Origin of the sequence: Sphingobacterium puteale, assembly GCF_003627955.1 — a bacterium.
In the GTDB taxonomy this organism is placed as follows: domain Bacteria; phylum Bacteroidota; class Bacteroidia; order Sphingobacteriales; family Sphingobacteriaceae; genus Sphingobacterium; species Sphingobacterium puteale.
Map to the genome: position 1 here is coordinate 109364 of NZ_RBWS01000022.1, position 21918 is coordinate 131281.

Here is a 21918-nt window from a genome sequence, read left to right on the forward strand (position 1 = left end):
TCGTAATTAAAGGAAATGCTGTCAAAATGTATGGGGATAACATATTTTTTGCTTTAGCTATTAGATCGTTCTGTGTTCATTTTAACTGCTATATAATAGGCAATCCAACCAATTTTTTCGGCGACATCATCTTTATGGTCCGTATGACAATAGCCAACTGTATGCGCAAACTCATGGCAAATATGTACAGCATAGGCAAGCTCAATAGGGAGGTTACGCATGTCACAGGCTATCGACTTATAATTTGAGGAAATATGCTTCGTGTTGGGGCATGTTGCACCTAAAGCGCCGCCACACCTGCCGGCCTGTATTGTTAGATCTAGGGAAACCTCCGCATTTCTATATAAGCTATCGACTACAGTTTTACCGGCGATCCTTTCTTTTCTTGATTCTCTTTTACCTCCACAGGAGGTACAATGGTTTTTATATGCAAAATCCAGGCTGTTTACCTCGTCTTGAAATTCTTTCGAATTCAGGATTTGAGTGGCCAGAACCATAGCCTTGTCAGCAATCTCTTTTGATAACAGCGTAGAATTATATGTTTTAAAATCACCGACCTGTAAAGTGACACTTAAGGCTCCTTTTGATTGAGAAATAGGTTTTAGGAGACTAGCGTTGGTCTTCAAAAAATTGTCTCTCGCCATTGAATCAGTAGTACAGGAATCTTGACTAGTCACCACATTCTTTGTTTTCACGGTTCCATTGCAAGCCACCATCACTATATGGCAGATGATAGCTAATAAAATTGCACTTCTTTTCATAATTTTTAATATTTAGGGATATAATAGGCTTACTGCCGCATTTCGGAGAATAAGTTTAAAGTTTATATTCCCGGCTGGAATTTTAAGGCGATACTGGCAGCTTGGCTTTCTAATAGGCTGTTATAATTGGATTTTAGTGGAATATTAAAACCTATTGTGAATTTGTCGGCGATTTTTATCCCCGTATTAAATTGTAATAAGCTGAAGTCACGACGCCCGATTCTATCTGCAAATTTTTCATTCCCGAAGTAATATGAGCCTTTTAACCCCAAAAATAGATTCATTTTAGACAATGATTTATCAGACCGTACGAGGTCTATTGAGAAAAATGCCATGCTAGATAATTCACTAAAACTATAGGAGTTTGCCATAGGTTGATTGTCCTTTACTTCATCGATGTTAAATTTATACTCCATCGGCAGATATATTCTTAGTAGGTGACCTTCTTTTCCGGTATTAATTGTGGTGAACACCAATGGATATGTAAATGTAGCGTTAAAAAGCCCGCCATAAGGCAGTTTGTTTTTGCCTATATTGGTGCTGTCTATTTTTTTCTCGTCTACCTGCGTTATTGTACTACCTATGGAAAGTTTGATCGGTATTGATGGGATAGGGACAATTGCGGAGATCAGCTCTGAGTTTAATGAGTTCGAGCCGTCAAAGTTTCGCTGTATCATCACATCTTGGACCAGCTTTAAATGTTCTTGCAGGTCTTTTCCAAAAAAATACGCTTTAGCCTGGTCTGGATTCCTAAATGGAAAGAATATTTTACCGCTCACTCCAGTGTTATTTAAGGAGCTAAAATAACGAATACCATCTTGGTAGGCATTTTCTTCATCTTTTAATGCCAACGCAAGAATATTTTTCTGATCTAACGTATAATTTAAAATGCTATTAACTTCGCTCTGGTTAAAGTGCATGATTTTGTTCTCGGCAATGATCGCATTTGCAGCCTCTGTGTTTTCGCTGAATTCCTGTTTATCTATCGCAGCTATCAATTTAAATTCTTTTCTTTTCGCTACTATGTCCTGAAGTTTTTTCTCGCAATTATGTTGATATAAGGTTCCTAAAGCCTCATCGATTCTGTCAGCCCAAAGGCCTTCTTGTTTTAAAATTCTTTTTGTGTTAGGACTTAACTCTGCTTGTTTGGATTTCACTTCGTTTACATAGCTGCTGCTGAATGAGGATACAAACTGTGCGTGGGAACTAATTGCTATCATAGCAGAAATGATGGTAAATAATAGTCTTTTCATATCAATTGGTTTAGTTGTCAATAGCATGCTCGTATATTCAGGTTAATGGCGAGAATCTTAACTGTTATACTATTTGATTAAATACTTATTTGGCTAGGTAAAAGATAAAAACAATAATTCATATCGCAAAATTTATCCTAAAATTTCTATTCAAGACACATGGTTTTATTTCGAAAATTCATTAAATTAGTTTCAGCTAATAACCTATATAATTAAATTTTAAACTTATTTATGAAAACCAAAAAAGTATTATGTATCCATGGAATCGGTGGCAAGGATGCATTAATGAATGATAATACGGGATGGGTGAAAGACTGGCGCGAAGCCTTAATAAGCCACCTCAGCCTTGCGAATGATCAAGATGTTCAGTTTATGCCCTTTGATTCTTTTTTTAAACCCTACGACGCAACTGCGACTGATTATCTTCGTTTTTTATCACAGTCCTTTCTAGGGCTTTGGGGTGATCGAAGGAGGCATAAAGGCCTTGTTAAAGACTGGATGGATAACTATCCAGATATGGTTGTTGAGTTTTTTCAATACCCCGACTTAAGGATGAAGTTGCGCAATGAGCTAAAGAAATACATAACAATTTTAAAGCCCGATGTAATCTATTCCCACAGCCTAGGCTCGTTGTTGTGCTACGACTATTTTTCACATCCGGAAAATCAAAAAGGACATGAAGATATAATATTGGTCACAGCAGGATCGCAACTGGGAAATCCTGGCTTAAAATATCACTTACCTTATCCAATTGTAAGATTACCATTAAATAAATGGTACAATTTAAACAACAGCTATGATAATGTTTTCGCAAGACACGACATATCTGCAAAGTTCGATAACTTTATGCAGATTGAAACCCTATTCGATGATAAGGACGATCCAATGAACCATAATGGATTGAGTTATCTCAATAATGAGCATGCTATTTCAAAAGTTTGGAAACAGATATAAAGATTCCAAAAAAAATATTGTAAATCATTCATCATCCGTTTGCTTGCAATCTATAAAAGTGGTGTTTTGAACAACATTTTCGATAAAATGAACAATAGCTATTTCGGATGACATGTCTATCTTTATGTAATGAAAACCAATTGTTGGTTTCACGGCTATGCAGACCAACTCGTTAGCCAAATTGCTTCCCTCTGCCGGTTAGGGGGAAGCTTTTTTGTTTAAATATTCATCTACAATAGGCAGGTCAGCTGCCGCCCAGTCGTAGTTCTTTAATTGAGCCGCATCTACCCATATCGCCTGGGCATGTTCCAGCGCTTTTACTTCTCCTGATTGTAGGCTGCATACAAAAGGGTAGAGCTGCAGCGAGAAGTCGGCGTAGTGGTGTTCTACCATCGTAAGTGCGCTATGTATGCTAATATCAATATGGAGTTCCTCTTTAATTTCTCGGCGTAGGCATTCTTCTTTAGATTCTCCGGTTTCGATCTTGCCACCCGGAAATTCCCATTTCAATGGAAGCTTCATCGAAGCCGACCGTTGGCAGATCAGTATTTTATTGGCGTGCTCTATAATCGCACAGGTTACTTTCAGCATACTGGTTCAAAGGTAATGATTTAGAAAAATATTATTAACTTATCCTGTGTGGACTAAAAAGAAGACTGAATGATGAAATACAGTAAGAATTTTTCGGTTCCGATAACTATTTTATAAAGATGATATTAAGGATTACACTATTGATATTTATAGCTGCCTTTTATGTTTCTGGGGTAAATGGACAGACAAAAGGGATATTTTCTAAAGGTACGAAAATTGTAATGCCCAATATTCAGGGGTATTTTAAGGAATGTGGGGTAAGCGGGACTATAGCTATTTATGATCATGGAAATGACATCTGGTTTGTATCCGATACATCGGATTCCAAGATTGAAAAGGTACCTGCATCTACGTTTAAGATCATAAATATGCTCATTGCATTAGAGACGAATACGATCAAAGACGAAAATGCTGTGGTGAAATGGCCGGGATCAATAGATACCATTAAATATGGCTATCGCCCTGATATCTACAGAGATATTTCAGTAAAGGAAGCTTTTCAGGTGTCTGCAGGCTGGGCTTTTATTGAGCTTGCAAAGAAAATAGACAGATCTACCTACCAAAAATTTTTACGAGAATCAGGTTATGGAAATGTCGATCTAACTGAAAAAGGAGAAGATTTTTGGAATTTTGGAGCGATGGGTATTTCTCCTATCAATCAGGTTGAATTTTTGAAACGATTATATGATGGGAATTTACCTTTTTCCGATCGAAACATGGACATTGTCAAAAAGGTAATGATAACAGAGAAAGACAAAGACTACATAATACGGTCAAAAACTGGATGGACAAGGGAGCACAATACGAATACAGGATGGTGGGTAGGATACCTTGAATCTGGTCAAAATGTCTATTTTTTCGCGACACGACTTATACAGGATCGTAAATTCAATAGATCAGATTTTTCTAGCTGTAGGAAGGAAATTACCAAAAAGGTATTTCGGGATCTTAAAATAATGCAATAAATTAAATTGTGATGGAAAGGAATATTTTAGGCATCCTAATACCACGTTGTACAATTCTTTGAACAAGTTGCCAAAAGTTCCTTTATGGGGTGTGAGTCCGATTATACCGATTTCAGCTTATCTAGTCGTTTTGGGCCTGTACGCTTCGGCTTCTATTCTATAAATCATCTTTTCTCCCTCAAATCGAGCTTTAAAAATTAGCACATAGACAATCAAAACAATGAGCCAATATCTGATTTTTAAGCTTATCAATGCAGCTCCTAGTAATATGCCAATAGCGCCTATAACAATTCGAAAATACAGTATAGATTCATACTCCATGGCGTACCAATAGCAGCCCTTGCAAAAATTGTATTGATAGAGCATATAAACATCTTCATAAGTAATCAGGATGTTGAAAAGAATTATTAAAGTCCCCATTATTCGACAAAGGAGGGAGTCGGTTAGTATCTTATAAACTGTTCTCTTTAACATAGCAATCGAATTAATTATACCTTCTCAATCTTAAATAATATCCCGGTAACTATTGCTGCGATCGAATAATATATCGCCACTTCCATTGAGCCAACTGTTAAGGCTACTGTCATTGTAATTCCAGCCAATATAACCAGTATTAAAGTCATTTTGATCCAATTTACATTGAGCGTATTGTCTTCAAACCAGCTGAATGCCAATATACAGCATACCAACGTAGGAATAGAATAAATTGCGCTGTAGCAAAGCCAAAGTATCGAAACTAGTATTGTCAGACCGATATCTACAGAATTTAACCGATTAAATACCGGGAATATAGACACAAGTATATTACCCAACAGCAGAGTACCTATCCAATGCTTAAAAATATAAGACCATTTTAGACCATTTTTCGTTAGGCTTTTCATCGTTTGGTCAACTATGTTTTAAACGAAAGTAATAATTTATGTTTAAAAAATGTGTAATCTTCTGTAATGTAGCTAAAGTTAACGCGACGTCCACCACAAATTATAGCGCTGACTGTGAATGTGATAAAAACTAAATCAAAATATCTTCTTGTTTGTTTGCTAATAATATTAGTATTTTTGAACAGAGCAACTACCAAAAATCAAAAGCCACAATACAGGGCTTTTTAGGCAATTGAAAGACATGGAAAGGAGTATAGTACATTGTGATCTCGATACCTTTTTTGTATCGGTGGAGCGCTTGCAGAACAGCAAGCTTCAGGGCGTACCTGTGCTCATCGGCGGCAGCAGCGACCGTGGGGTAGTTGCGTCCTGTTCGTATGAAGCCCGTAAGTATGGCGTGCATTCCGCTATGCCGATGCGGCTGGCGCTGCGTATGTGTCCCGAGGCCGTTGTGGTGCGGGGCGATCACGATCGCTATAGTCAGTATTCCAGTATCGTCACCCAGATCATCGAAGAGGAAACCCCCATCGTTGAAAAAGCCAGTATAGACGAGCACTACCTCGATGTCTCCGGTATGGACCGCTTCTTTGGCTGCTGGAAATGGGCGCAGGAACTCCGCCAGCGCATTATCAGAGAAACTGGGCTTCCGATTAGTTTTGGCCTATCAGTCAACAAGACCGTGTCCAAGATTGCCACCGGGACCGCCAAACCCTGTGGCGAAAAGCAGGTACAAAATGGGACTGAGAAGGGCTTCTTAGCGCCGTTATCTATCCGCAAGATTCCCATGGTCGGCGAGAAGTCCTTTACCTTGCTCCGCAATATGGGGATCTCCAAGATCGGTACCTTACAGCAGATGGAGGTGTTCACCATGCAGAAAGTACTCGGGGAGAATGGGATCAATATCTGGCGCAAAGCCAATGGGCTCGATGATTCACTGGTCGTACCTTTTCGTGAACAGAAATCCATGTCCAAGGAAAACACCTTCCAGCAGGATACCATTGATATGGATGTGCTCCGCCGTACCCTCATCGGCATGGTCGATACCCTGGCCTTTGACCTGCGCAAAGATCAAAAACTAACGAGCTGCGTCACCCTCAAGATCCGCTACAGCAATTTCGATACCCATACCCAACAGCTGCAGATCCCTTATACCAATTCGGACAGAAAGCTTACGGATGTGGTGCTTTCCCTGTTCAAAAAACTCTATAGCCGCAGGATGCTGATCCGCCTTATCGGGATCAAGTTCTCGGGGCTGATCTATGGTTCCTATCAGACCGATCTCTTTGACGATAGCGCCGAAGAGGTCAACCTGATGCAGGCCATGGACCAGATCCGGAAACGCTATGGTGCCGAATTTCTGATGAAAGCCATCTGCGCACCGCCGCCGGAGAAAGGGGGGGGAGCATGCTCTTAAATCTACATAGCTACTATAGCCTACGTTTTGGCACCCTCAGCCTGCAGGATCTTATTTCGGGCATGCTCGCTGGGGGCTATGATACCGCTGTGCTCACCGATATCAATAACAGCTCCGGATCGCTCGACTTTATCAAATTGGGCCGCGCAGCCGGGCTCAACCTGCTCGCCGGTATGGAATTTCGCAGCGGCGATCAGCTCTGTTTCATCGCCATTGCCAAGAACGAACAGGGCTTCCGTGAGATCAACGAATACCGCACCAAGCTCAATATGGAAAATCGCCCCACGCCGGAGCGATCGCCAGACTTTGAGCAGGTCTTTGTGATCTATCCCTTTCACAAGCTCAATAGCTTTCCACTGCGGGATTTCGAGTACATCGGCGTCCGGCCAAGCGAACGTACCCGTGCCCAGCTCATGGATCGAAGGCTGCTCGAGCGCTGTGTGATCCTGGCTACGGTGAGTTTCCGCAGGGCCGACTATACCTTGCATCGGCAGCTCCGGGCGATTGACAACAACTTGCTGATCTCGCAGCTCAGTCAGGATCAGGTCGCGGCCGAGGATGAAGTATTTATTCCCCGGGTCAAACTGATGCGCCTGTTTTCCGAACTGCCGCAGCTGCTAGCCAACACCAACCGTATCCTGGGGCAGTGTTCCTTTGGTTTTGATTTTACGAGCGTCAAAAACAAGGCAACCTTTACTGGCAATCGCTACAACGATAAGCAGCTGCTGCATAAGTACTGCATGGATGGTTTTTCCAGGCGCTATGGCCGCAATGACCGAATCGCGACCGAACGCATCCAGCGTGAGCTCGAGATTATCGAAAACCTGCGTTTCTCGAGTTATTTCCTGATTACAGACGAGATCTGCCGTTATGCCCGGGGACGCAATTTTCACTATGTAGGCCGTGGATCTGGAGCCAATTCCGCCGTTGCTTATTGCCTGGGTATCACCGATGTCGATCCCATTGCCCTCAACCTACCCTTTGAGCGTTTCCTCAACCCCAAGCGCAAGAGTCCGCCCGACTTTGATATTGATTTTAGCTGGAACGAGCGAGACGAGATCTATGATTTTATCTTCAACCGCTATCAGACCGGGCATACCGCTTTGATGGGCGCCATGAGTACCTTTCGCTCCAGGAGTATCCTGCGTGAGCTGGGCAAAGTATACGGCTTGCCCAAGGCCGAGATCGACCGCCTGGTGCATGAGCCCGAGCATATGCTCAACAAGAATGAGGTGACCAACACCATTTTAAGCGTGTACAACCGCATGGCCGATTTCCCCAATCAGCGCACCATACATGCCAGTGGCGTACTGATTTCCGAGGAACCGCTGACCTGTTATTCTGCCATGGACAATCCGCCAAAGGGATTGCCCACCATGCAATTTGATATGTATGTGGCCGAAGATATCGGCTTCGAAAAATTTGATATACTTTCGCAGCGCGGGATCGGCCATATCAAAGATTGCCGTTCCATTGTGCGGGAAAATCTCGGTGTAGTCATTGATACCGACAATCCGAAGCGATTTTTTTGGGATCCCCAGATTGCTGCACAGCTCAAATCGGCCAATACCATCGGCTGTTTCTATATCGAGAGCCCGGCCATGCGGCAGCTGCTGACCAAGCTGCGCTGTGATGACTACCTGACCTTGGTGGCAGCCTCGTCCATTATCCGTCCGGGCGTAGCCAGTTCGGGTATGATGGGCGAATACATCCGTCGGCATCACGACCCGACAACGGTCGTCTATCCCCACCCGGTATTTAAGGAACAGCTCGAAGAGACTTACGGCGTGATGGTCTATCAGGAAGATGTGATGAAAATCGCCAACGCCTACGGTGGGCTCGATATGGCCGATGCTGATGTGCTCAGGCGCATGATGTCGGGCAAATATCGCAGCAAAGATCATTTGATCGAGATCGAAGATAAGTTTTTTGCCAACTGCAAGGCCAAGGGCTATGACGAGCAAGTCAGCAGGGAGATCTGGCGGCAGATGGAAAGCTTTGCCGGCTATTCCTTTAACAAGGCGCACTCCGCGTCATTTGCTGTAGAGAGTTATCAGAGTCTTTTTCTCAAGACCTATTATCCCTTGGAGTTTATGGTTGCGGTACTCAACAATTATGGTGGGTTTTACAACCGCAAGGTCTATGTCAATGAGGCACGGATATCGGGAGGCAATATCTGCTTGCCCTGTGTGAATCAGTCGGTCTTTAACACCTCCATCCGGGAAAAGGATATTTATCTGGGTTTTGACTGTCTGCTTAATTTTGAAGGCAAACTGGCCCATCGCATTATCGCAGAACGCGAGGCGAATGGTTATTATCAAAGTTTGCAAGACTTTGTCAAGCGGACGCAGGCGGGGCTCGAGCAGGTCATTATTCTGATCCGTGTCGGTGCCCTGCGGTTTACCGGGATAGGGAAGAAGGCCTTGCTCTGGGAGGCTCATCTGCTGATGAGCAGGCATAAGCCAGCGACTGTCGGCATGGCCCTCTTTGAGACCGAGAGCCGCAAACCTATTCTTCCCCCTTTGGAGGAGGATATCCTGGAAGACTATTACGATGAGATCGAGCTGATCGGCTTTTGCGTGACCGGTACCTTGTTTGACCTGGCCAAAAGCGATTATCGGGGTGATATGCCGGCTCGGGAACTCCATTTGCATGAAGGGAAAATAGTGCGTCTGGTAGGGGATTTTGTCTGCGAGAAATTTGTCAAGACCAAGCGGGGCGACCTGATGAAATTCGGCACTTTCCTTGATGCCGAGGGGCGCTTCTTTGATACGGTGCACTTTCCACAGACACTGGTGAAATATCCACTAAGAGGAGCTGGAATCTATCTGATCGAGGGTAAAATTGTTGTCGAATATGGTTGTCCATCGATCGAGGTGATCCGCTGTGCCAAGATGCCCCTAAAACCTGATCCGCGGAGTGAATAATAAATCCTATCTTAGTCCTATGCTGTACAATCCCTTTGAACAAGTCACCAAAAGTTCCTTTCGCGAGCTCGTCGAGTCCAGTTATACCGACTTTGTGCTGCAGCGCTTTGAGTGGCCTGATGTCAAAGACAAGACAGGGTTTCTACTTACCCCTTACGATGATAAGGAAAGCGCCGATCAGCATGCCCATCAACTGGGGGCGAAGGAGGGAAGAGCCATGCAGCTGCCGCAGGATGGCGATAAGATCGAGAGCATGCTGGCGACCGGATCAGGCTACCGTATTTTTCTCAACCGTATCAAGGAGGAAAACTGGGACAAGCGCATGCTCAAGCTCTACGAGAAAAATATTATCAACTACCTGCGTACCAAGACCAGGTTTCAGCGCAAGAATCCCATTGACATCCTGTTCTCACTAGAATATGGCCGGGTCGTGGCTACTATTAGCGATGGGCAGACTCAAAAGAAAGTATTTGCTATAGATATCCTTCGGTAGCCCGATCCAGTACGAACCGAAGAGCCCTATTTTCTTGCCTTAGATCGATCAAATTTAAAGTGTAAATTGTGTATATTCGTATCAAAGCCAAACAAAGAAAGGACACCATTATGTGCTGGGATATTAGCCTCCATACCGATATTGAGATTATCAAAAAGACCTTTCCGCAATTGCGGGACGAGCGTCGTCAATTGGATTACAATTATGACTATCTGGAAAATGTCCAGGCCATTACCTTTCCCAAATATCCGATTCTGTATAAGGACAAGGACTCAAGCCAGCTGGCGTTGACCGAGATGGAGTGGGGGGTGTTGCCTACCTATATTGACGATCCGAAGCTGCAGGCCGATCGCAGGCGCAATATGATCAATGTACGTAGCGAGCGTATCCTAGAGGATAAAAAATCCTATTGGTATCGCCTGCGCAAGCAGCGCTGCCTTATTCCGGTGAGTGGCACCTTTGAGCATCGTGCGGTAAAGGGTTGGAAAAAGAAAGTTCCCTATTTTATTGGAGCAGAGGGCAGGGAGCTGTTCTATCTACCGGGCTTGTACCAGTGGCATGAGACGGTGGATGAAGATGGCGTAGTCGAACGCGTAGGATCTTTTGGAATGCTTACGCGAGCAGCCAATGAAGTGATGGCCAATATCCATAATGATGGGCCCAATAAACATCGTATGCCTTTATTTTTACCAGAGGATCTCGAGCGTCAATGGATCGAGGATATAAACGAAGAAGATATGCCACCGATTTTCCTGTTTGAAATGCCCAATGAAAAGTTAAAGCATTATCCCGTGTATACCTTGAGAGGTTATCCAAGTCGCCCTGATGGTAAACATCGTTATGAAGCCTTCGACTGGGAAGGATTGCCACCATTGGGAAGTGATACGGCGCAGACTTCATTGTTTTAAATCAATATCCAATGGGAAGTTTAACAAAATATGTATCAAATGATCGCCCTGAGTTCGCCGTACTTATCGAAGATGACGATAAGGTCTGTTATGCATACTTATTGAATGAGGAAAAAGAGGATAAAATAGTTGGAGATATATGGTTATACAATAGTGTTCCTACTCCGATGGAACCTGAATGGCATAAAAAGGAAAATCTACCGTTTTTAAATCCTGCGGAGTTTGTCAAAGAGAATCTCAAACCATTTGAGGCGAGTTCGCCAGTTGTAGTGACATGGGACTTTGGGGAAGAAACAGTGGCCAATATATTTCTAGCGTCAAGATTGATCGCAAAGCTGACCGAGGGATCCTGTCCCGGTTGGTCTAGTCTTGTGACTAAAGATGGACCCTTGGCGTTGAAGCTGTGAGGTTGGCGGATGGTGGATTCAGTATTTTTCTTTGACATTCAGGGGAACTTTTTTAACAAAGAATAACGATGGAGAATTACTTGATAATGTTTAACAATACGATTGAGTTCTTGAAAAAGAATAATATAAAGTATGAATACAGGAAATTTTCATCTGGTTCAATAATGCTAGATGTTTGGAATAATAAAAAATTCTACGTTTTTCAATTTGAACCTGACCGAATAGGTTTCTCAGAAGTTGATGAAAATGTTGGCTTTGATACTATACCTGACAAAATACTTTTGAATTCAGATATGTTAAGACTTGTATTGACAAGTATTGTTTAAAGCATCCTTTACCTTCTAACCGTTGTGGAATGTGGGTGGCGGCAATTATCTGTATGATTATGTTTGTAGCTTATCTTTGTAAATGGTTAACTTAAATTACATAGAAAGAGATTTAAGTAATACATTTATGTATTGAGTTACCCATTTTTTAACAATTTTGGATTTTTTTAAATTAAATGAATTATGTTAAATTATATCGCATCTATCTGCTTGGTTTTCTTAGGGATAATGCTTAAATATTCCTCTCAGGACGGGTATAGTCCATTAAAAAAATATTGGTTCCTTTTTGTAATTGCAGGCAGCGGATCATTAATATATAAGTTATTTCAATTACTATAGTGATGAAGATAATTTATTGCTCTTAATAACTAATGAATTAGTAGTTCACGGATAGGCTGTGTCGGTTATTTTTGCTAAAGCCCATTTTTTGTTCGGCATATTTCCGCCTAAACACAACGCCACACTTTTCGGTATCTCCCGTATACCGCTTACATACACCTTATTTTTCTCGGGTCGCCACGACCACAGCCATACTTTTGCTATACACATAAAAACAAAAGAATATGGCAAATCAATTTTTAGTTAAGGAAACGATGGATGCAATGCGCAATCTATCAACAACGGAAATCGATGGATTGAAAGGAAACAATCCAACTTATGCAGGAGTACAGCTGCTTGGCTATTACGAAAAAGGGGATACCCCAGCACCGATTATTTATTACTTAGCTCCAACGGCGCCTGACCCAGGTGCGGATGATGGGGGGAGTGTGATTGCAACGGGCAACATTAAGTTAATTCATGATTTCAAGAAATGTATTCATGTATCTTATTTTGGAATTATAGGAAACAAGACCGACGATTATACAAATAAAATTAAGAGCCTTTTAATGGCACAAGCCGAAAATACAACGTTTAAATTCAGTGGCAGATATAAGGTTTCTTCCACACTCAATGTATTAAAATTAGGGACAAAAATTATAGGGGATGATATATTATTTGAATTTACTGGAGATTATAACTCTAAATTTATCAGCGTAGAAGCTGACAACTTTAGTGTCCATGGCGCAACATTTGATGCGATGGACAAACAATTGAAAGATTGCTTTATTCATTTAACAGACAATATTAAAAATCCAAGTATCACTAACTGTATTTTCAAAAATGCCGTGGGTGTAAAATCCGGCACGAGCAATGATCAGCAATATGGGATATTGGTCAGTCCTTATGGAGTTACCAATTTTCTTATTGACCAATGTCAATTTTCCAATATTAAAAATGATAATACGGGCACGTATTCAGCTGTGGGAATTTTAAAAGGATTTTGTGGAGGTATCTATATTAGCGATGCTAGAGTTGATGCGGCTCATCCTAATGCCAAAGAACAAACTGATTTTGTCACCGGCAATATTTCAAATTGCAAATTTTCTGATATTATTACTAAGTTGACTGACGGATTATCCCAAAGCGAGTACACTTCATACAACGATGCCGATGGAATCAGGTTTTATGGAGGAAGTAAAGCTCAAAACTGCGATGTAAATATAGATAATTGCTATTTTAAGAATGTCGGAAAAAGGGCTATTAAGATAAGTTATATGGGGAATGTGAAGGTGAATAATATATCCGTTGAAGCTGACGGTCTCCAGTACCAAATGATTTCCCTTATTAAAATTAATAAGGGCACCAGTGTGAAAGGCGTCAGATACTATGGTAAGGGGACCAACGTGCAGATTGCTTTTCAGAGCGATGATGGTGGTGACATCTTATTGGAAGACGTGATCGTGGATGGCTGTGAAGTTTTCTATGAGATTAATCCTTCTTTCCAGTCAGCGGGTAGCGAAATCCGCAATATCTTAATAAAAGATATCGTTGTTAAAAATCTGTTTAGAAGAGGAATTTTGTCAAACAATGGTTATGCCAAGATCGCTAGGAATATAGTGTTGGAAAATATTTATATGGAAGCGGATCCAACCCGAAATTCCGTACAAGCACTTAACGCAGCCTTTGGTTGGCAAGAAAATGAAGTATTTATAAAGAACTTCCGAACCAAAAATTGTGATGTCAGAGTTGATGGCGGAATGTTTAATATCGATGGTTTGCATATCACAATTGATAATCCCAATTTTTTGGGTTCTACCAATCCGCTGGGCAATTCCGCAAATGTGGCTTGGAGGAAATTTAACCATATATTGGATTTGGGCGATAATTCATCAAATAGAGACAGTGTTCCAATTTTTACCAGTAATACATCGATTACTAGGACACCGGTGGCAACAAATATTACGATTGATATTCAAGGTATTTCGGCGAGCTACTTTGATGCTGCTATTGTTGGCTCAGATTTAAGTATAAATGACAGAAAAGAGCTCGTCAATTTTAATCGAGACAGATTAAAGGTCCAAAACGTAACTTATAAATACGCTGCTCATCTGCCTGCTCCATTAAGAGCAGCTATTATTTTCGAAGGTAGCTTTTTACATATAACAGACATCAAACTAGACACTGAGTCGGGCATGTTTGTTAATACACTTGAAGGTAATACCGCGAAGACCGGAATATTTATATCAGATGTTTTTAATCTAACACAAACCGCTTTAGATAATCCAGTTGTCAGAACCAATCGGATTATCAATAGTAAAATATGTAATGTGTTTTCTAGGGGGATAGGTTTATATCCAGTTGTAAGTTTGGGCTCAGGCAGCAGCGGCAATACCATTTCTGAAATTGTGGGCAATGCGACACCTTTTAGTGTAGAACTTCTGGGTAGCCAGCCTAACACAAGGGTTTATAATGTATTCAACCAAACAGACTCTTATAATGCTAGAGGAACTACATTACAACGGCCTACTACATCGCTTGTGGGGCAGGAATATTTTGACACCACATTGAATCGACCCGTATGGTGGAATGGTTCTATTTGGGTCGATGGGAAGCAATATGCCGCTTCGCCGGACACAGCAGCAGATCCCAGTAATACTTATACACCATCGGAAGTTCAAGCTATTTTGGCTGAATTAAGAGATCTAAAAGCTAAACTGCGAAGTGCAGGAATACTGGCAATCTAATTGTTTGCTGATTGGTTAATTGGCTTCCTTCTTTAAAAGAAGGAAGCTTTTTCTTTTAGGCATCTGTACAAACTTTAAAGAATGAAATAGACTTTTCGGTATCTCTCCGATACCGCTTATATACACCTTGTTTTTCTCGGATCGCCACGATCACAGCCATACTTTTGCTATACACATAAAAACAAAGAATATGGCAAATCAATTTTTAGTTAAAGAAACGATGGCAGCTATGCGAGGCATATCCGCTGCTGATATTACAGCTTTACAAAACGGAACTTATGCTGGAGTAGAGCTATTAGGCTATTACGAAAAAGGGGATACCCCAGCACCGATTATTTATTATCTCGCTCCAACGACGCCTGATCCGGGGTTGGATAATGGTGGAAGCCTCATTGAAACTGGCGGAATTAAACTTGTCCACCATTTTATGGATCATGTACATGTATCGTATTTTGGTGCGACTGGACAAGGGTTATCAGATGCTACTGAAGGTATCCAAAAGGCAGTGAATTATTCTGCCGCTAGAAAAATACCATTGGTATTTTCTGAAAACACGACATACATCACAAAGGCAGTTATCAATCTACCTTCCGATACAACATTATACTTTAACAAGTGTATTGTACAAAAAACTGTTCAAACCGATGGTAAAGCAATATTCACATCAACTGACTCGACGAACATTACGATCAAGGAGCTAGTAGCGGAGGGATCTCTAACAAGTCCCGCGTCGTCTGGTTATTCAAATGTCAGCTCCTGTCTATACTTCAAAAACTGTACATATATCACATTAGAAGACTTTCATTTGTCAAAGATGACATCTGGGTTGATGGTTTACTATTGCACTGGATTAAAGGTAACGAATGGAATAATACGTAACAATATTTTAACGGGTGTAAGCGGATTTGTCAATAATTTTGAGTTTGACAATGTGTTTTTTAAAGACAATGGTATTGAAGCCGATGGACAGACGCATGACGTTTATCTAATCAATAGTTCGAACGGTATTTTTAGAGATCTTACGTTTGACACTGCTATTGATCCAGACTCCTACAATTTAGAGGTGAAGTTTTCGGGTACACAGTTAGCTCAGCACTTTGATAAAATGGAGGATATTCTTATCGATAGGTGTAGATGGATACAGGGGAAGGGAATGGATCTGGTTGCTCAGTCACCTGAGGCTTCAGATAGACGGCCGCTCAAGCGGATCACGGTGAAAGACTGCGACTTTGGAGCTACCGGCTGGGCCAGATTTACTGGTGTGGAGAATTGCTATTCGATCAATAACAAAGGGTGTGCTTTACAGTACAGTACATCAAGTACCTATGCAGGCCATACACCAAGTTTTACCTCGTTTAATGATGCCTTTGAAATAGTTTATAGTAACAGTTTATCGGCGCACTATGCTACAGATGTGAATAATGTACAATTTATAAATACCGTTGTCAATAATAAATCTGGAGCAGCATTTCGATATTATGAGGCATCTGCAACACCACCCGCATGTACCATAGTAAACCCCACTATTTTGGATAATTCAACGAAAGCTTTCGACGCACAGTTTATTGCTTCTATCGGTAACGGAAGGGTCACTTGTGTAGGAGGAGGGCTGGCTGATAAATACAAGAGAAATATGCCCTTAAATTATATTAGTGGAGGGAATATAACACCGGATAATAGTAAAGGAGATAATGAAGCCATCTTTCTTCGGATTGTTGATACTCCGACAGTGATCAATGCGCCTGTCAACAATATCAATAATACCAAAATGAGAATTGTGTTGTTTACAGCCGGAAGTCCCAACTATAAAACCATCGCATTTTCGGAAGCATCTTATAAACTATCTCAAAATACCATCACTGCCCTTTCAGCCAACACCGCAGGGAGCCTAATGGAATTGGAGTTTTTATGTTATAACGGTGTTTGGTACCAAACGAATGATGCGTCATGGTCCAATGCGTTATTTACGACCAATATCAGAAGAAATATTGCCGTAGTCAGCGCAAATATTCCAACTTTTACAGACAACCTGGATGTGGTTTTATTGGATGCTACATTAGGAAATAGAACCATTACTTTACCGACGACAAGTAAGGATGGCCGTTCCATTCTGATTAAAAAGATTGACAGTTCATCAAATACAGTGGTTATAAGTCCAGCGGCAGGGCATACAATAGATGGAGGTGCTGCTGTGACGTTGAGTGCTGAAGGGCAGTTATTGGAAGTTATATTTAAAGAGAATAAATGGTATACAATCGCGAAAATACCAGTTTTAGCAAATACCTCGGTAGCCGGCTTAGTAAAGCAGGCGCTGGCTAGTACAGATTCAGCAACTGCACCAGGAGCCACCTATGTTCAAGAAGAAGTACAAAGTTTGTTAACAGAGCTTCGGGATCTAAAAGCAAATTTAAGGAATGCCGGTGTTTTGGCTACTTAGTTATGATTGATTAAACCCAAAAATGAAAAAGCAGTATTCGACCGGAGTACTGCTTTTTTTGTTCAACATCATACTACTTCCAATAGCGAAAATATAAACTTTTCGGTATCTCCCCGATACCGCTTACATACACTTTGTTTTCCTCGGATAGCCTCCCAAGCAGCCATACTTTTGCTATACACATAAAAACAAAAGAATATGGCAAATCAATTTTTAATTAAGGAGACGATGGCAGCTATGCGAGGCTTATCTGCTTGTGAAATTATGGCATTGCAAAGCGGATGCTGTGCAGGGATAGAATTATTAGGCTATTATGAGAAAGGAGATACCCCAGCTCCAATTATTTATCATCTAGCTCCAACGACACCTGATCCGGGACCAGATGACGGCGGGAGCGTCATTGCAGTGGGATCAATCAAACTCATTCACAACTTCGTTGGAGATGTTGACGTCAAATATTTTGGTGCAATACCTAATGCGGACAACACAACCCTTATTAATCAAGTGTTGATCCAATTTGACACTGTAGTTCTCTCAGCGGATTATAAAGTCAATCCTGTAGGAAAAACAGATGCCGGCTACACGGGAGGTGTCAAACCTCGAACCGGAAACACATTAAAATTTCTACATGGATGTAAATTATATATAGATCCAAATGATAGCGAATCTTACTCCATTCTTACATTAAATTCAGTTAATGATGTAAAAATTATTGATGCTTTAGTTTATGGTGATGTTGAAAATCATATCGGCAGTAGTGGCGAATGGGGGCATGGCATAACAGTATACGGTTGCGAAAATATTTTACTGGTGAATCCACAAGCTCATTATTGTTGGGGAGACGGACTTACTATTGCTTCAAGTTCTACTCATCACAATAAAAATGTGCGGATTACTGGAGGTACAGAAGCGCATTTTAACAGAAGGAATGGCGTTTCAATAATTTCCTGTGAGCGACTCTATATTGACGAGATTATCGCCAACTATAACGGTACCATACGTGGTACGCTGCCGATGTATGGAGTCGATATTGAGCCCAATGCCAATGGTAGGGATCACATAGATTGTGTTATCGATAGTATTAAGACGTGGGGTAATAATGAAGGCGGCTTGGAGATCATACCTGCCTATATGCAGCACATTAATTACAATGCGCAAGGCGTTTTTAAATGCTCTATTGGGTCGTATGTGTCTAATTTTGATGGTGCCAACACACAAGGAAGAGGTTCGCTGCGCATAGCCTATGCAGATAAAGCTGTTGCCGGCATCGTAGAAACTCAAAGAGTAAATGGTTACATCGATATAGAAAACGTTACCATAAATGATGCGGTACAACGATCAGTTAATTTTACCAGAGTAGCAGATACAGGTTTATCTATTAAACTAGGCAATGTATCCATCAATAATCCATACACAAAACAAGATAACCTTTCATCTCGCGAACTGCGAAATGCAGTATGTTTTATAACACAGAATATTCAGACCACATACGGTTTTATCAATATTAATAATTTAGTGGTTAATGACTATAATAATAATCTTGTGGTCGGTGTTTATTTTAGGGCCATCGAGGACATAGTCAATGTTTACCAAAAAGTTAATATACAGCGTTATAATCATATAGGTGAATGGTCAGACCCTGTCGAAGCACCTGCTTATGGATCTACTGGAGACAGTGTTATTATATCTATGGCTACTCCATTTTATAAAAAAATCTCCGGGAATTATGTAATGAATAACTATGCTGTTGTAGACAAAATGGTTTTTGAAGTGAGTGGTAATAATAGCATTACACTACCTAATCTAAGTGTTGTTACTAATAAAAGAATAACAGTAATGGCTAACGTAAATATAGATCATGTAATTAACATAAATGGGCGATCAGATACACAGTTAATCAATGTAAGACCGGTAAAAGGTCAAACTGTTCAGCTATTCGGCCGAGGCGTTCTCGAATTGGAAATTAAAGATGGTCAATGGAATATTGTGAAGTCTGTTGGAGAGTATCAAAATGCGATATGCAAAATAAAAGGCGATACAATAAGTAGGCCCTCTTCTCTAGATAATACAATGTATGGTTTTCAGTATTATGATACAACCCTAAAGAAATTTGTTTATTGGACGGGTACAGCCTGGCAAAATTAGTCATTATTATATCTATAATTAGTGAAATCAATAGAATAGCCAAATAGCCTCCCTCTGCCGATTCAAGGGAGGCTATTTTGTCTTTGGAGTCCAGATTAGAAATTAAGGTACAGATATTCAATGTTTATACTGTCATATTCCTGGATTCAAAATAGATATGAAAGACCTACTTGGGCAGTCAGATGATACTCATATTACTTCTTTTCAACCTGAAACACCAATCCACAAATTACCGCGATAACGCAATAAGACAGTACCAATTCCAGGGCCATAGTTTTAGATAGTATATAGCATGTTGAACAGATACCAATAACGGTAAGCGATATAAGAATTGGTTTTAGCCATTTTATATTGACTTTATAACGTGCCAATAAAAACAATGCGAACAGAGTGGTGGATAATGTGGGTAATGAAAAAAGTGCCCCGCCGATCAAAAAATATGGGACTAACCAAAGTACGTCAAGGACAGCATGATCTTCTAACCCTCCATAGACAGGAAGAACGATGGCAGCTATTAATATAGTTGACAGCCAGTGCTTAAAAATATATGACCTGCCCATTAAAAAAACGAATAATTCCATTACGCTGGATCGACAACAATTCCGTATTATTTTGCTGCAACTGATTTTGCTTTTTGCACTGAATCGTCAATGATTTTCATTAACGATTCTATATTAGGGATTACTTCCTCCTTTGGCTGCATCATTGGCTTAATATCGGTTCTTGGAAAATCGACTTTACCGACAAAATCGGGCAATAGGATTTTAAGCTGTTCATCATTCAAGTTTCCGTAATCTAAAAATTTCCAGCCGCTGATATGCGGCTCTTTAATCGCTAGTAAAGTCGCGTACGCGATCATTTTGTTACTTGAGTCAGGTATGGTCATCACGATGAGCTGAGGAAAGAAACAGTACTCGATGTCCTTTAATGTTTCGATATCGAGATCAATATAATGGATGACCGTGTCGATTTTTAATCCCTGATTACCCAATTGGAGATAACCCTCTTTGATCAGTTTAAATGCGCGCTCATTCCCGCCCATCTGTTTTATTAGCCGTGGTGAAGTGAGATTCACAGTAGCTTGCGCATCGCTTGCGATTGACGCAGCCGTCATTTTTGATAGTGCATTTTTAAGCTCCGGATCTTTCTGGGCCTGACTATAGGTAAAATTGACAATAATGGTGATTACAATTAGTAAAAAAGATCTCATGGCGTTAATATTGTGAAAGTTCTCCGGCAATTCAAAACTGGGGATAGCGCTAGTTTTTGTTATGATTAGGGAAAGATACGGCTTTTCTCTTATGTTTTATTTGCTTAATAATAATTGATACCAACTATCTATTTAAGATCAATCTTGAAGACTGAGTAGGTTAGCGCATTACCTGGGGTTTTTCCCGGTTGGTTCTCACTTGTTACTAAAGATAGACCGTTGGCGCGGAAGATGTAGGAATGTCAGGATAAAACCGTAATTTAATCGATCAAACAGCTTTAACATGACATTTCTATATCGATATATCCGTTTGACTTTACTGGTAGCAGCATCAGTACATTCCATGACTGTTTTTGCACAAAAACAACCTAGTGTGGACAGCAATGCTGTTGCGCTCCAATTCGTTGACCGACTACTTCCTGAAGGGAACTATACCGCTGCGGTGTTGGGGATTCCCCAGCCGAATGCATCGCAGCTTGCAATTGTAGAGAAAATGAAACTTGCTATCAAAGACAATGAAGACTGGTTTCTTAACGTAATGAAGCAATTGCCGTCGGGGCAACCTATCCCATATCACAAAAATCTGGGTATTAGCGAAGCGGAGTATGATGCTTTTATGCAGTTCTCCCAATCTGTCAAAATGGACAAAATAGGAGCTATAGCCCTTAAGGTCATCCGCAGGGGCAGTAGTAGTTTACATTTCGAACCTAAAGACTTCGGAGATTATTTAAAATATCTAGCCATCGATTTAAAAGATCATACGGTCATGGTCGATAGTTTACGCTTGCCCTACAAAGGAAAAATCACAATGGATGCCAAACAGACAACTCTGGTAGCAGGACCTTGGACTGGATACTCCTGGGGACTTGAAGAATATCGTAAGGACGGACAATTAATCGCAGATCCGGATAAAGTAGCTCCGGCTGAACTCCATGAAGTGGATATAAAATCAATCAAGGTTGTCATGGGCAAACTCGATCATAGCGATCAATGTTTTCTTTATGTCAAGAGTGATATTGTTAATAAAGGCCATGTGCTTGCAAAACAAGATATCGCCCTTTTATTAAGCAAAGAATAAGCCGCGCTTAACTGCCCGAAATTGAAGTTGTACACTATACCTAAAGTAGGTAAGCTTTTCGCGTAAGCAGGAATAAAATAAAGTCAAGTTTGGATTTGATTCC

At 40.9% G+C, this 21918-nt stretch carries 16 protein-coding genes; 11 read left to right on the plus strand and 5 right to left on the minus strand.

Features of this window, described 5'->3' with window-relative positions; translation table 11 throughout:
- Positions 1-53: 53 nt before the first annotated feature.
- Together D7322_RS23560 and D7322_RS23565 are read right to left on the minus strand one after the other, a co-directional pair.
- Complete coding sequence (locus tag D7322_RS23560; RefSeq protein ID WP_121126646.1) at positions 54-761, minus strand: hypothetical protein; 708 nt, start codon at positions 759-761, stop codon at positions 54-56.
- 62 nt (positions 762-823) lie between these two features.
- Positions 824-2014, minus strand: coding sequence for a hypothetical protein (locus D7322_RS23565; protein WP_147430531.1), 1191 nt, complete (start codon positions 2012-2014; stop codon positions 824-826).
- A 231-nt stretch (positions 2015-2245) separates the two neighbouring features.
- Between D7322_RS23565 and D7322_RS23570 the strand changes: the two genes are divergently transcribed.
- Complete coding sequence (locus D7322_RS23570; protein ID WP_121126648.1) at positions 2246-2968, plus strand: hypothetical protein; 723 nt, start codon at positions 2246-2248, stop codon at positions 2966-2968.
- Positions 2969-3166: 198 nt separating this feature from the next.
- On the opposite strand, the gene D7322_RS23575 is transcribed toward D7322_RS23570, so the two are convergent.
- The gene (locus tag D7322_RS23575; RefSeq protein ID WP_121126649.1) at positions 3167-3559 is read right to left on the minus strand and encodes a (deoxy)nucleoside triphosphate pyrophosphohydrolase; all 393 of its coding nucleotides are present in this window, start codon (positions 3557-3559) and stop codon (positions 3167-3169) included.
- Between the two features lie 221 nt (positions 3560-3780).
- On the opposite strand from D7322_RS23575, the gene D7322_RS23580 reads away from it, so the two are divergent.
- Positions 3781-4524 carry a penicillin-binding transpeptidase domain-containing protein gene (locus D7322_RS23580; protein ID WP_394342608.1) on the plus strand — a complete coding sequence of 248 codons (744 nt, stop codon included), beginning with the start codon at positions 3781-3783 and terminating at the stop codon, positions 4522-4524.
- 488 nt (positions 4525-5012) lie between these two features.
- On the opposite strand, the gene D7322_RS23590 is transcribed toward D7322_RS23580, so the two are convergent.
- Positions 5013-5405 carry a hypothetical protein gene (locus tag D7322_RS23590; protein WP_121126652.1) on the minus strand — a complete coding sequence of 131 codons (393 nt, stop codon included), beginning with the start codon at positions 5403-5405 and terminating at the stop codon, positions 5013-5015.
- 241 nt (positions 5406-5646) lie between these two features.
- On the opposite strand from D7322_RS23590, the gene dinB reads away from it, so the two are divergent.
- The 8 genes from dinB to D7322_RS23635 all read left to right on the plus strand — a co-directional run bounded on the left by dinB (position 5647) and on the right by D7322_RS23635 (position 19527).
- Positions 5647-6819 carry a DNA polymerase IV gene (dinB, locus tag D7322_RS23595; RefSeq protein WP_121126653.1) on the plus strand — a complete coding sequence of 391 codons (1173 nt, stop codon included), beginning with the start codon at positions 5647-5649 and terminating at the stop codon, positions 6817-6819.
- Positions 6810-9746 carry a DNA polymerase III subunit alpha gene (locus D7322_RS23600; protein ID WP_121126654.1) on the plus strand — a complete coding sequence of 979 codons (2937 nt, stop codon included), beginning with the start codon at positions 6810-6812 and terminating at the stop codon, positions 9744-9746. The genes dinB and D7322_RS23600 overlap by 10 nt, the downstream gene beginning before the upstream one ends.
- Entirely contained in the window at positions 9739-10239 is a 501-nt protein-coding gene (locus D7322_RS23605; RefSeq protein WP_147430532.1) for a hypothetical protein, read from the plus strand. Before D7322_RS23600 ends, D7322_RS23605 begins: the two co-directional genes overlap by 8 nt.
- Before the next feature lie 68 nt (positions 10240-10307).
- On the plus strand, positions 10308-11147 hold the full coding sequence (locus D7322_RS23610) for an SOS response-associated peptidase (protein WP_121126656.1): 840 nt from the start codon (positions 10308-10310) through the stop codon (positions 11145-11147).
- Between the two features lie 11 nt (positions 11148-11158).
- The gene (locus D7322_RS23615) at positions 11159-11554 is read left to right on the plus strand and encodes a hypothetical protein (RefSeq protein WP_121126657.1); all 396 of its coding nucleotides are present in this window, start codon (positions 11159-11161) and stop codon (positions 11552-11554) included.
- An 889-nt stretch (positions 11555-12443) separates the two neighbouring features.
- Positions 12444-14945: a glycoside hydrolase family protein gene (locus D7322_RS23625; RefSeq protein ID WP_121126659.1), complete on the plus strand. Its 2502-nt coding sequence runs from the start codon at positions 12444-12446 to the stop codon at positions 14943-14945.
- Between the two features lie 190 nt (positions 14946-15135).
- Positions 15136-17382, plus strand: a complete 2247-nt coding sequence (locus D7322_RS23630) for a hypothetical protein (RefSeq protein ID WP_121126660.1) — start codon at positions 15136-15138, stop codon at positions 17380-17382.
- Positions 17383-17580: 198 nt separating this feature from the next.
- Positions 17581-19527, plus strand: a complete 1947-nt coding sequence (locus D7322_RS23635) for a hypothetical protein (RefSeq protein WP_121126661.1) — start codon at positions 17581-17583, stop codon at positions 19525-19527.
- Between the two features lie 607 nt (positions 19528-20134).
- On the opposite strand, the gene D7322_RS23645 is transcribed toward D7322_RS23635, so the two are convergent.
- A complete protein-coding gene (locus D7322_RS23645) occupies positions 20135-20737 on the minus strand; it encodes a hypothetical protein (RefSeq protein ID WP_121126663.1) in 603 nt (200 codons plus the stop codon).
- Between the two features lie 283 nt (positions 20738-21020).
- Here D7322_RS23645 and D7322_RS23650 point away from each other — a divergent pair, with 283 nt between their 5' ends.
- Positions 21021-21815, plus strand: coding sequence for a hypothetical protein (locus D7322_RS23650; RefSeq protein ID WP_121126664.1), 795 nt, complete (start codon positions 21021-21023; stop codon positions 21813-21815).
- The last annotated feature ends 103 nt before the right edge of the window (positions 21816-21918 follow it).